General features: G+C 76.3%; 12 protein-coding genes. 4 read left to right on the top strand and 8 right to left on the bottom strand.

Annotated elements, in window-relative coordinates; genetic code table 11:
- Positions 1–5 precede the first annotated feature (5 nt).
- Entirely contained in the window at positions 6–866 is an 861-nt protein-coding gene (locus tag ACI79Z_RS06250; RefSeq protein WP_387991205.1) for a GGDEF domain-containing protein, read from the top strand.
- A gap of 64 nt (positions 867–930) precedes the next feature.
- On the opposite strand, the gene ACI79Z_RS06245 is transcribed toward ACI79Z_RS06250, so the two are convergent.
- Together ACI79Z_RS06245 and ACI79Z_RS06240 are read right to left on the bottom strand one after the other, a co-directional pair.
- Positions 931–1,359 (bottom strand): DUF1707 SHOCT-like domain-containing protein, encoded by a 429-nt coding sequence (locus ACI79Z_RS06245; protein ID WP_456902066.1) that lies wholly within the window; start codon positions 1,357–1,359, stop codon positions 931–933.
- A 56-nt stretch (positions 1,360–1,415) separates the two neighbouring features.
- Entirely contained in the window at positions 1,416–1,829 is a 414-nt protein-coding gene (locus tag ACI79Z_RS06240; RefSeq protein ID WP_456902065.1) for a MarR family winged helix-turn-helix transcriptional regulator, read from the bottom strand.
- Positions 1,830–1,892: 63 nt separating this feature from the next.
- Here ACI79Z_RS06240 and ACI79Z_RS06235 point away from each other — a divergent pair, with 63 nt between their 5' ends.
- Entirely contained in the window at positions 1,893–3,740 is a 1,848-nt protein-coding gene (locus ACI79Z_RS06235; protein WP_456902064.1) for an ABC transporter ATP-binding protein, read from the top strand.
- Position 3,741: 1 nt separating this feature from the next.
- On the opposite strand, the gene ACI79Z_RS06230 is transcribed toward ACI79Z_RS06235, so the two are convergent.
- From ACI79Z_RS06230 to ACI79Z_RS06215, 4 genes are all read right to left on the bottom strand, one after another.
- Positions 3,742–4,842 (bottom strand): winged helix DNA-binding domain-containing protein, encoded by a 1,101-nt coding sequence (locus ACI79Z_RS06230; RefSeq protein ID WP_456902063.1) that lies wholly within the window; start codon positions 4,840–4,842, stop codon positions 3,742–3,744.
- A gap of 54 nt (positions 4,843–4,896) precedes the next feature.
- Entirely contained in the window at positions 4,897–5,727 is an 831-nt protein-coding gene (locus tag ACI79Z_RS06225; protein ID WP_456902062.1) for an SDR family oxidoreductase, read from the bottom strand.
- Positions 5,728–5,773: 46 nt separating this feature from the next.
- Positions 5,774–6,700 carry a diguanylate cyclase domain-containing protein gene (locus tag ACI79Z_RS06220; RefSeq protein WP_456902061.1) on the bottom strand — a complete coding sequence of 309 codons (927 nt, stop codon included), beginning with the start codon at positions 6,698–6,700 and terminating at the stop codon, positions 5,774–5,776.
- Positions 6,701–6,851: 151 nt separating this feature from the next.
- On the bottom strand, positions 6,852–8,069 hold the full coding sequence (locus ACI79Z_RS06215) for an EAL domain-containing protein (protein WP_456902060.1): 1,218 nt from the start codon (positions 8,067–8,069) through the stop codon (positions 6,852–6,854).
- Positions 8,070–8,220: 151 nt separating this feature from the next.
- On the opposite strand from ACI79Z_RS06215, the gene ACI79Z_RS06210 reads away from it, so the two are divergent.
- Entirely contained in the window at positions 8,221–8,856 is a 636-nt protein-coding gene (locus tag ACI79Z_RS06210) for a dihydrofolate reductase family protein (RefSeq protein WP_456902059.1), read from the top strand.
- A gap of 71 nt (positions 8,857–8,927) precedes the next feature.
- On the top strand, positions 8,928–9,674 hold the full coding sequence (locus ACI79Z_RS06205; RefSeq protein WP_387991179.1) for a thioesterase family protein: 747 nt from the start codon (positions 8,928–8,930) through the stop codon (positions 9,672–9,674).
- A gap of 32 nt (positions 9,675–9,706) precedes the next feature.
- On the opposite strand, the gene ACI79Z_RS06200 is transcribed toward ACI79Z_RS06205, so the two are convergent.
- Positions 9,707–10,861, bottom strand: coding sequence for an acyl-CoA dehydrogenase family protein (locus ACI79Z_RS06200; RefSeq protein ID WP_387991176.1), 1,155 nt, complete (start codon positions 10,859–10,861; stop codon positions 9,707–9,709).
- Positions 10,858–11,721 carry a hypothetical protein gene (locus tag ACI79Z_RS06195; protein WP_456902058.1) on the bottom strand — a complete coding sequence of 288 codons (864 nt, stop codon included), beginning with the start codon at positions 11,719–11,721 and terminating at the stop codon, positions 10,858–10,860. The genes ACI79Z_RS06200 and ACI79Z_RS06195 overlap by 4 nt, the downstream gene beginning before the upstream one ends.
- Between the last annotated feature and the right edge of the window lie 8 nt (positions 11,722–11,729).

Below are 11,729 nucleotides of genomic sequence, written 5' to 3'. Positions count from 1 at the left end.
ACCGGGTGGACGCCCGGCTGGCGCACGAGTTCGTGGAGGGCACCGACGCCCTCGTCTGCGTCGTGGACGGGGAGGGCCGCATCCTGCTCGCCAACCCGGCGCTGCAGCGGTTCACCGGGCGGACCCTCGACGAGCTGGTGGGACGCTCGTTCGCCGACGTGTGGGTGGTGCCGGAGCACCGCGCCCTGGCCGTGGACGCCGTCGGGCGGGCCGTCGCCACCGGCCGGGCGTTCCCGCAGGAGGGCGACTGGCTGACCGCGGACGGCACCCGCCGCCTGATCTCGATGCAGAACAACGTGCTCACCGGCGCCGACGGCCGCCCCTACGCGGTCGCGTGCGTCGGCATCGACGTGACCGACCAGCGGCGGCGGGAGGCGGTGCTGTCGGAGCGGGCACGCACCGACCGGCTCACCGGGATCCTCAACCGGGGCGCGTTCTTCGAGGAGCTGACCGCCCGCCTGGAGCCGGCGGCCGACCGCGACTGCGGGGTCCTGTTCTGCGACCTCGACGGGTTCAAGGTGGTCAACGACGTGCACGGGCACGCCGTGGGCGACGCGGTGCTGGTCGAGGTCGCCGCCCGGCTGTGTGCGGAGGCCGGACCCGACGGGGTCGTCGCCCGGTTCGGCGGGGACGAGTTCGTGGTCCTGCGCCCCGGCTGCGACGAGACCGCGCTCGACGACCTCGCCGCCGCGGTGCGCGAGCGGGTCGGCGCGCCGGTGCCCACCGCGGCCGGCCCGGTGGTGGTCGGCGTCAGCGTCGGCGGGGCGCTGGGCCGGCCCGGCGCCGCGCCGGACGAGGTCATCGCCCGGGCCGACCGCGCGATGTACGGCGCCAAGACCCGCCAGCGCCGCCGCTCGGAGCGGTGAGGGACACCGTCCCTCCCGCCACTCGCAGGCCCGCGGCGAGCCTCCGGGCGGGGCCGGACGAGCCCTATCCCCTGGGCCGGCCGATCCCGGTGGCGTAGAGGACGGCGAGGACCGCGCCGGACGGGGCGAACCAGATGAACCAGGGGTAGGCGGGGTCGCCGTTGCCGAGGGAGACCAGCAGCCAGACGACGACGTTCACCGCCACGGCGGCGGCCCACACGGTGGTGAGCACCCGCATCGCCGTCCCTCCGCCGGTGTCGGAGAACACCCGGTGCCGCGGCGCCGGGGGCGGCGGGGGCGGCGGCTCGGGCAGGTCGCGGGTGGTCCGCTCCAGCTCGCCGCGGGTGCGGGCGGCCCAGACCGCCGCCACCCGCTCGTCGAACTCGTGCAGGTCGAGCTGGCCGGCGCCGACCGCCCGGTGCAGCCGGTCCTGCACCGCCCTCCGCTCGACGTCGGAGACCCGCAGTTCCTCGGCCCGCACCGGCTCGCCCATGCGCCCGATCGTGGCACCGCCGGACGCCCCGCGGGGTCCGTCGAGCGGTGGACGGTTCACTCCGCGACGGCGCGCAGCAGGCGGGCCAGCTCCGCGCGCTCGGCGGCGGACAGCCGGGCGAACAGCTCACGGGTGTCCGCGCGGCGGGCGGCGTCCACCTCGCCCTGCACCCGGCGCCCGCCGGCGGTCGCCCGCAGCAGCACGGCGCGGCGGTCGGTCGGGTCCGGCGTGCGCTCCACCAGGCCCCGCTCCTGCAGGGCGTCGGCCACCTCGGTCGCCGAGCGGGGCGCGATGTGCAGCGCCTCGGCCAGGTCGGACAGCCGCACGCCCTCCTGGAGGACCACCACGCGCAGGGCCCGCGCCTGGTGAGGGGACAGCGCCCACGGGGCCAGGACGTCCCGCCAGCGCCGGCGCTGGGTGCGGGCGGCGCGCATCACCAGCTCGCCGAGCTCGGCGCCCTCGTCGTCCACGGGGGAATGCTACCGATGACAGTATGGTTACCGGAACGTGAGGTAGCCTCAGCAACCACGGAGGTGGTCACCATCGAGGAGACGGGGAGTGGACGCGGGAGGGGCGGGTCCGGGCGGACCGTCGATCCCGCGGACCGGGCGCAGCTGGAGCGCGCGCCGGTCTCGCTGCGCCGGGTCGCGGCGCTGTTCCGCCCGTACCGCTGGCAGGTCGGGACCGTGGTGGCGCTCATCGTCGCCTCCTCGGTCGTCGCGCTGGCGACGCCGTTCCTCGTCCGGCTGGTCATCGACGAGGCCCTGCCCCGGCAGGACGTGCGGCTGCTGGTCCGGGCGGTCGCCGGCATGGTGGCCGTCACCGGGGTGACCGCCGTCCTCGGCGTCGTGCAGACGTGGCTGTCCACGACCGTCGGGCAGCGGGTCATGCACGGCCTGCGCACCGCCGTCTTCAGCCACCTGCAGCGCCAGTCGCTGGGCTTCTTCACCCGCACCCGCGGGGGAGAGGTGCAGTCGCGGCTGACGAACGACATCGGCGGCATGCAGTCGGTGGTCACCTCGACGGCGACGTCGCTGGCGGCCAACGCCACCACCGTCGTCGGCACGGTGGCCGCCATGGTGGCGCTGTCCTGGCGGCTGTCCCTGCTCTCCCTGGTCGTGCTGCCGCCGGCGATCGCGCTGACCCGCAAGGTGGCGCGGATGCGCCGCGCGGTCACCGCCCAGCGGCAGCGGCACCTCGCCGACCTCCACGGCCAGGTCGAGGAGGGGCTGTCCGTGAGCGGCGTGCTGCTGGGCAAGACCCTCGGCGCCGGCCCCGCCGCCTCGCGCCGGTTCGCCGCGACGTCGGCGGACCTGGTCGGCCTCGAGGTGCGCTCGCAGCTGGCCGGCCGCTGGCGGATGGCCTCGATGAGCGTCGTGTTCGCCGGGATCCCCGCGCTGGTCTACCTGTTCGCCGGGCTGCCGGCGACCTCGGGCGGCATGACCATCGGCACGCTGGTCGCCTTCACCGCGCTGCAGGGGACGCTGTTCCGCCCGCTCATGGGCCTGCTCGACGTCGGCGTCTCGGTCACCAGCTCGATGGCGCTGTTCAGCCGGGTGTTCGAGTACCTGGACCTGCCGGTGGAGATCGACGACCCGGCGTCCCCGGTCGAGCTGGACCCGGCGGCGGTGCGCGGCGAGGTCCGCTGGGAGGGCGTGGACTTCACCTACCCCGACGGCGCCCGCCCGGCGCTGGCCGGCGTCGACGTCGCCGTCCCCGCGGGCACGACGCTGGCGCTGGTGGGCGAGACCGGCTCGGGGAAGTCGACGATGGCCTCGCTGGTCGCCCGGCTGGCCGACCCGACCGCCGGCCGCGTGACGATCGACGGCGTCGACCTGCGCGACCTGCGGCTGGCCACGCTCGCGCAGGTGGTCGGCGTCGTCTCGCAGGAGACGTACCTGCTGCACGCCACGGTGCGGGAGAACCTGCGGCACGCCCGGCCCACCGCGACCGACGCCGAGATCAAGGCCGCCGCCCGCCGCGCCCAGGTGCACGACGTGATCGCCGCGCTGCCCGACGGCTACGACACCGTCGTCGGCGCCCGCGGGCACCGGTTCTCCGGCGGGGAGAAGCAGCGGCTGGCCATCGCCCGCACGCTGCTGCGCGACCCGCGGGTCCTGGTGCTCGACGAGGCCACCAGCGCCCTGGACACCGCCACCGAGCGGGCGGTGCAGGCGGCGCTGGACGAGGCGCGCCGTGGCCGGACGACGATCACGATCGCGCACCGGCTGTCCACGGTGCGGCGCGCCGACCGGATCGTCGTCCTCGAGGCCGGCCGGGTGGTGGAGTCCGGCACGCACGCGGAGCTCGTGGCCCGCGGTGGCCGCTACGCGGGGCTGGTCGCCGCCGGCGACGCCGCCGACGACCTGCTCGCCGCCTGACTCAGGCGGTCTCCACCGCCTTCAGCGGGACGCCGCGGAAGGCGGCCAGCCGCTCCGCCTGCTCCTCGATCCCGGCCCGGGCGGCGGGGGAGAGGCGGGTCCACGGCTCGACGGCGACGGTCAGCGTCCTCCCGGCCGTCCGTGGCCGCCAGACGCCGGCGATCCCGCCGTCCGCGAGCACCGCGCCGGGCCGGCCGAGCACCGGCCACATCGCCTTCCGGTGGCCGGCGTCGGGGACCAGCGTCCCGCGGTCGCGGGCCTGCAGGAACAGGTCGAAGGGGCCGAGCAGGCGCACGCCCCGGGGCGCCGGCGCACCCAGCCGGCCGGCGTCGTCGGCCGGCAGCCAGCGGCGCTGCCCGTCCACCTCCACCTCGACGACGTCGTCCGGCCAGTGCGCCTTCACGTCCTCGACCGGCGCGTCGAGGTAGCCGGCCACGTGCTGTGGCGTCGCCGGCCCGAGCAGGTGCAGGTACGCGCGGACGACGTCGAGCCGGTCGGGGACGGTGTCCTGCGGCGCGAGGCCGGGCACCGGCTGCAGCACCGGCGGGGAGGTGCCCGGCTGCAGCTCCAGGCCGGCCCGCAGCGCGGCCAGGCGGAACGGCTGCTCGTAGAGGTGTACCGCGTCGCAGGGGCGGCAGTACCGGTTGTAGGGGCCGGGGTCGCCGTCGCGGGCCAGGGCGTCGGACACCGCCCGCGACACCTCGCCCTTGACCGTCGGCGCGGTCACGATCTCGCGCATCCGCCCGGCGATGGTGTCCAGGGCGGTGAGCACGGGGATGCCGGCCGCCTTGAGCGGCCTCGCGGCGTCGTGGACGCGCTTGGCGGCGTCGGCCTCGGAGAACGGCGCGGTGGCCGCGGCGACGGCGGGCAGGTCGGCGCGGCGGTACAGGTGCGGGGCGCCGCGCAGCGTCCACGCGGTGGCCAGCTCCGCGTCGTCCGGCACGACGCCGCGGATCGCCAGCGCCCACAGGCCGCCGTCGGGCCCGGTGTCCTGGACGCCGAGGTCGAGGACGGCGGTGTCGGCGGCCGTCCCGGCGTCGCGGTCGAGCTGCTGGGTGGTGACGCGGTACGCGAGGACGTCGTCGGCGGTCGCGGTCGGCACGCCGCGGACCCTAGGGCCGGCCGGGGACGGACGGTCCGTCCCCGGCCGGGGAGGTCAGTCGCGCCGGCCGTGCGCGGCGACCGACAGCGGCTCCCAGCGCCGCCACTCGGCGAGCCGGGACTCGTAGTCGCGGGTGGCGATGGCGAGCGGGCCGTCGCCGAGGAACACCCGCAGCGGCGGCTCGTCGGCGTCGACGAGCTGCAGGACGGCGTCGCGGGTGGCGACGGGGTCACCCGGGTTCCCGGCGCGGGCCCTCCGCTGCTCGGCGGCCTTCTCGCGGAAGGCGTCGTAGGCGGGGAGGGGCTCGGCGTGCCTCGCCGACGAGCCGCCCCAGTCGGTGCCGTAGGCGCCCGGCTCGATGATCGTCACCCTGATCCCGAAGTCGGCGACCTCGGCGGCCAGCGACTGGCTGAACGCCTCGAGCGCCCACTTGGAGGCGTTGTAGACGCCGATGTTCGGGAAGGCGCTGATGCCGCCGATCGAGGAGACCTGCAGGACGTGCCCGGAGCCCTGTGCCCGCATGACCGGCAGCGCGGCCTGGGTGATCCACAGCGCGCCGAACAGGTTGGTCTCGAACTGGGCGCGGGCCTCGGCCTCGGAGACCTCCTCGATCATCCCGAACTGGCCGTAGCCGGCGTTGTTCACGACGACGTCGAGGCGGCCGAACCGCTCGGCGGCCTGCCGGACGGCGGCGACGCCGGCCTCGCGGTCGGTGACGTCGAGCCGCAGCGGCAGGACGGCGTCGCCGAAGCGCTCGACGAGGTCGTCGAGGGCGGCGGTGTCCCGCGCGGTGGCCGCGACGGAGTCGCCGCGCTCGAGGGCGGCGATCGCCCACTCGCGGCCGAAGCCGCGGGACGCGCCGGTGATGAACCAGGTCCTGGGCATGCCGGCGACAGCGCCGCCGCGGGACGGGGTGTTCCCGGCCGGGAGGTCAGCGCCGGCCGCGGCGGACGCTCTTCACGCCGTACATGGCCATGTCGGCGCGGTTCATGACGGTGTCGGGGTCGTCGCCGGGGCCGCCGGTCGCCGTCCCGGTGCTCACGCCCACCCGGACCTCGCCGTCGGCGACGTCGAACGGCTCCCGCACCGCCGCCTCGATCCGGTGGGCCCGGGCGGCGGCCGCGCCGGGGTCGATGCCCCGGGAGACGACGACGAACTCGTCGCCGCCGAGGCGCGCGACGACGTCGTCCGGGCCGGCGAGCGCGCGCAGCCGCCCGGCGACGGCGACCAGCAGCCGGTCACCGGCCGCGTGCCCGAAGCGGTCGTTGACCGCCTTGAAGCCGTCGAGGTCGCAGAAGACCAGGCTGCACCCGTCGCCGGTCTCGACGTGCAGGCGGGCGGCGAGGACGGCGAACAGCGCGCTGCGGTTGGCCAGGCCGGTCAGCGGGTCGGTGACCGCCTGCTGCCGCACCTGCGCCTCCCGCTCGCGGTGCGCGGTGACGTCGATGCCGATGAAGGCGACGGCGTAGGGGGTGCCGTCGGCGCGGGTCAGCACGCTGGTCTGCAGCTCGACGCGGCGCTGCCGGCCGTCGCCGGTGCGCCAGTCGACCTCGCCGGGGATCGCCGGCCGGCCGGACAGGACCATCGCCACCGCGGCGCGGGCCAGCTCGACCTCCTCCGGGAGGGTCACCACCTCCCAGAACGGGACGCCGACCAGCTCGGCGGCGCTGCGGCCGGTGAAGCGCTCGAAGGCGGGGTTGGCCAGCAGGACCCGCCCGTCGCCGTCGCAGACGAGCACGAGGGCCGCCGTCGCCTGCACGGCCGCGCGGGCCAGGCCGTCGAGGGCGGTGGGGGTGACGGAGACCGTCGCCGTCCGCGGGGTGCCGCCGGACGGGGACGGCTGTCGGGATGCGTGCACGGTCGATCTCCTCGGGAGGGTTCTGTCCCCTCTTCATCGGCTCGGGGGACCGGTTGCTCGCGCGCGCATCCCCCGTCGGGGGTGCCCGCGCCCTTGGTGGTGGCGTGCTCGACGGCCGCACCCGCTGCGCCGGCCGCCCGGCGCCTGAGGGTCAGGCGGGCTGGTGCTCCGCGGCCCGGGGCGCGGGGACGGCGGGGCCCACCGGGGACAGCGCCTCCGGCGGGCCGGGGCGGCCGTAGTACCAGCCCTGGCCGAGGTCGACGCCCAGGTCGCGCAGCCGGACGGCCTCCTCCGCCGTCTCGATGCCCTCGGCGACCACCGTCACGCCGCAGCCGTGCCCGAAGGTCACCAGCGACTCGACCAGCTTGGACAGCACCGGGTCGGTGTCCAGGCCGCTGACGATGCTGCGGTCCATCTTGATGACGTCGGGGTCGGTCACCACGATGTGCCGGAGCGAGGAGAAGCCGGCGCCGACGTCGTCGATGGCCAGCCGCATGCCGGCCGCGCGGAAGGGCACCAGCGCGGTGGTGAGCGCGTCGTAGTCCTCGACCGGGTCGTGCTCGGAGAGCTCGAGCAGGACGCGGTCGTGGGGCAGGTCGCCGAGCAGCGTGGCGAACCCCGGGGTGAGCAGGGTCTGCGGGGACACGTTCATCGCCACGTAGCCGCCGACCCGGTCCAGGTGGGCGGCCGCGCCGCGGAGGGCGAGCAGCTCCACCTCGGAGCCGCGGCCGACGCTGTGGGCCTCCTCGAAGACGACGTCGGGCCCCTTGCCCCACTCGCGGGGGAAGCGGCTGAGCGCCTCGGCGCCGACGCGGGCGCCGGTGACCAGGTCGACGATCGGCTGCAGGACGACGTCCGGGCCGCCCGCGGCGACCAGCGGGTCGAGCCGGCCGTCGATGTCGTCGCGGCGCTGCCGCTCGCGGACCTCGGGCTCGATGATCACCGACGCCGCCGACGCGAGCACCTGCATCAGCGCCTCGTCGCGGCGGGTGAGCTCCTTGTCCGAGGTGAAGCCGAAGGCGCAGAAGGTGCCGTAGAGGCTGCCGTCGGAGAGCGTGACCGGCGTCGAGACGTAACTGCGGATGCGGGGGATGCGCGCCGCGGGCAGCGACATCGCCAGCGGGTAGCGCGTCACGTCGTCGATGACGGCGGGCAGCTCCCCGTCGAGGATCGCCTGGCAGAACGAGGTGTCCTGGGCGATCTGCGCCTTCTCCCGCACGAGCACCGGCACCCGGGTGTCGACCACCTCCAGGTGCTGGGTGGTGCCGTCCAGGCGGCTGAGGAACGCCACGCTCATGTGCAGCGACGTGCGAGCCGTCCGCAGCAGGTCGGCGATCTGCTGCTCGGCGTCGGTGCGCTGACGGGTCATCGGGTGCTCCTCGTCCGGTGGGGGTGACGACCTCCCATCGGCGCCGGTCGTGCACAACTGGAGCGGGCCCGACGGGACTCACCCGGACCGATGAGTCCCGGCGCCGCCCGCCGTCTGCACCTCCGACCGCACCACCCCGGAGGAGAGACCGATGCGCCCGCTCACCGTCACCACGTTCCTGACCCTCGACGGCGTCGCCCAGGCCCCCGGCGGGCCGCAGGAGGACCCGTCCGGCGGCTTCCCCTACGGCGGCTGGCTGGTGCCCTTCGCCGACGAGGCGATGGGGGAGCAGATGGACGCCTGGTTCCGTCCGGCCGAGGACTTCCTCCTGGGCCGGACGACGTACGAGATCTTCGCCGCGCACTGGCCGCACGTGGACGCGACCGGTGACCCGGTGGCCCAGGCGCTGCAGACGAAGACCAAGCACGTCGCGTCCCGGACGCTGACCTCGCTGGAGTGGTCCACCGCCCGGCTGCTCGGCACCGACGTGCCGGCCGCCGTCCGGGAGCTCAAGGCCGCCGACGGCGGTGAGCTCCAGGTGCACGGCTCGATCGGGCTCGTGCAGACGCTGCTGGCGGAGGACCTGGTCGACGAGCTGCGCACCATCGTCTTCCCGGTGGTCCTCGGCACGGGCAAGCGGCTGTTCGAGGGCGGCGCCGCGCCGCGCACCTGGGAGCTGGTCTCCTCGACGACCACCTCGACCGGCGCGGTGATGACCGCCCACCGGTGCACCGGCGAGGTGGCCACCGGCTCCTTCGCGCTGGAGGACGCGGACACCACGGTTTGACATCCGTACTCACAGGTGTACGGTTCTCCCGTCTCGGTTGGACAGTCCAACCGGGACGGGAGGAGGGACCCGTGACCGTCGTCGCTCTCGAGGCGCCGCTCGTCTTCGACCCGTCCTGGCGGTCGTTCACCCACGTGCAGGGCGGCCTGGTGGCCGGGCACCTGATGGCCGCCGCCGCGGACCGCACCGGCGCCGCGCCGCGGGCGGTCACCGCCCACCTGCTCGCCGGGGTGGAGCCGGGGGTGGAGACGGCGGTCGACGCCGTCCCCGACCGCACCGGCACCACCGGCAGCGTGCGGGCCACGATGAGCCAGCGGGGCCGGGTGCTCGCCGTCGCCCAGGTGCTCACGCTGGCCCGCCCGGCCTCCCCGGTCTCCGAGAGCGCCCCGCCGGCGCCCGGGCCGACCGTGCGCGAGGGCGTCCCGTTCCGGCTGCCGCGGGAGTTCGTGCCGATCGCCGACCACACCGAGATCCGCGCGCTCGGCACCTCCCGACCGCTGGCCGGCGGGCCCGAGCCGCGGCTGTCCGCGTGGGTGCGCATCGACGGCGACCTCGAGCCGCTGGTCCAGCTCGGCGTGCTGCTCGACGCGCTGCCGCCGTCGCTGTTCGCCGTCCGCACCACGCCGGCGGTGATGCCGACCGTCGAGCTCACCGCGCACCTGGCCGGCCCGCCGCCGGGGACCGGCGCGTGGGTGCGGATCGACCAGGTCACCACCTGGGCCGACGCCGACGTCGCGGTCGACGACGCCGAGCTGCGCGCCGTCGACGGCTCCCTGGTCGCCCGGGCCCGCCAGACCCGCCGCCTGCTCGCGCGCTGAGCGGGCGCGGCTCGCGTCCCGCGGGAGCGCCGTCAGTCCAGGCCGCCGCGGGCCACGAGCTGGCGGGCGATGACGTCGCGCTGGATCTCGTTGGTGCCCTCGCCGACGATCATGAGCGGGGCGTCGCGGAAGTAGCGCTCGACGTCGAACTCGGTGGAGTAGCCGTGCCCGCCGTGCACCCGGATGGCGTCCAGCGCCACCTTCATCGCCGTCTCGGACGCGAACAGCTTGGCCATGCCGGCCTCCATGTCCGACCGCTGCCCCGACTCGTGGCGCTCGGCCGCGTACAGGACCAGCTGGCGGGCGGCGGTGAGCGAGGTGGCCATGTCGGCGAGCAGGTTGCCCACCGCCTGGTGCCGCCAGATCGGGCGCCCGAAGCTCTCCCGCTCCTGGGCGTAGCGCAGCGCGTCGTCGAAGGCCGCCTGCCCGACGCCGAGCGCCCGCGCCGCCACCTGGATCCGGCCGGTCTCCAGCCCGGTCATCATCTGCGCGAACCCGCGGCCCTCCACCCCGCCGAGGACGGCGTCGGCCGGTGCCCGGTACCCGTCGAAGACGAGCTCGCAGCTCTCCACGCCCTTGTAGCCGAGCTTGGGCAGGTCCCGCGACACGGTCAGGCCGGGCCCGTGCTCGACCAGCAGCACCGACACCCCGCGGTGCCGCGGCTGCGCCTGCGGGTCGGTCTTGCACAGCAGCGCCACCAGCTGCGACCGGCGCGCGTTGGTGATCCACGTCTTCGCGCCGTCGACGACCCAGCCCTCGCCGTCCCGCCGCGCGACGGTGCGCATCGCCTGCAGGTCCGACCCGCCGCCGGGCTCGGTGAGCGCCATCGTCGCGCGCACCTCGCCGGTGGCCATCCGCGGCAGCCAGCGGTCCTGCTGCTCCCGCGTCCCGAACGCCCGCAGCAGCCCGGCGACGACGGTGTGCCCGCCCATCGCCCCGGCCAGCGACATCCACCCGCGCGCGAGCTCCGCGGTGACCAGCGCGTAGCAGGGCATCGACACCGGCGCCCCGCCCCACGGCTCCGGGATCGCCAGGCCGAAGACGCCGAGCTCCTTCATCCGCCCGATCAGGGCCTCCGGGTACTCGTCCGCGTGCTCCAGCTCGCGCGCCACCGGCCGGACCTCGCGGTCGACGAAGGCGCGCACGGTGGCGACGACGTCCCGCTCCTCCGGGCTCAGCGCGGTCACCGGCGGGCCTCCGCGAGCACCGCGGTCCCGGTGACCGACGCCGGCTGCCCCACCGCCGCCGCGGTGAGCGCGAACCGGTCGCCGTCGAGCCGGCCGGTCGCCCGCACCGGCGTGCCCGCGTACGCCGGCCGGGTGAGCCGGTGGCCGAACGACGTGACGGACCGGTCCGGGGTGTGCCGGCGCGGCACCTCGAGCAGCAGCAGGGCGAGCAGCGGCCCGTGCACCACGAGGCCGGGGTGGCCCTCGACGCCGGTGGCGTAGGGCTGGTCGTAGTGGATGCGGTGCGCGTTGTAGGTCAGCGCGCTGAACCGGAACAGCAGCGGCGGGTCGGGCAGCACCTCGACCACGTGGTCGCCGTCGACGGCGGGCGACCCGGCGCCCGCCGGGGCGGGGGACGCGCCGGCCTCCTGGGAGCGGTAGACGACGTCCTGCTCCTCGGTGACCAGCAACGCGCCGTCCGCCCGGTACTCGCTGCGCACGGTGACCAGCAGCACCTCCCCGCTCCGGCCGGCCTTGACCTCGCACCGGGCCAGGGACGACGTCCGCTCGACGACGGCGCCCACCCGCAGCGGCGCGGCGACCTCCATCCGCCCGCCGGCGATCATCCGGCGCCGCTGCGGCAGCGGCGGGAGGAAGTGCCCGTCGCGGGGGTGGCCGTCGTCGCCGAGGTCGGCGGTGGCCGGCCGGTCGAGGAAGGTGAACCAGTGCCAGCCCGGCGGCAGCGGGTCGCCGTCGGCGAGGGGCGGCGCGGCCCGGTCGAGGACGGCGGCGAACGCGGCCGCGGGTCCGGGCAGGACCGGCGCGGCGTCGGTCAGCGGGCCCGGGGACCAGCCCGCGACGGCGTCGGACAGGAGGGACACGGCGTCAT

It is taken from the genome of Geodermatophilus sp. SYSU D00663 (assembly GCF_054050655.1).
The sequence above is the reverse complement of the archived record's forward strand: the minus strand, read 5'-3'. Positions and strand labels throughout refer to the sequence as shown.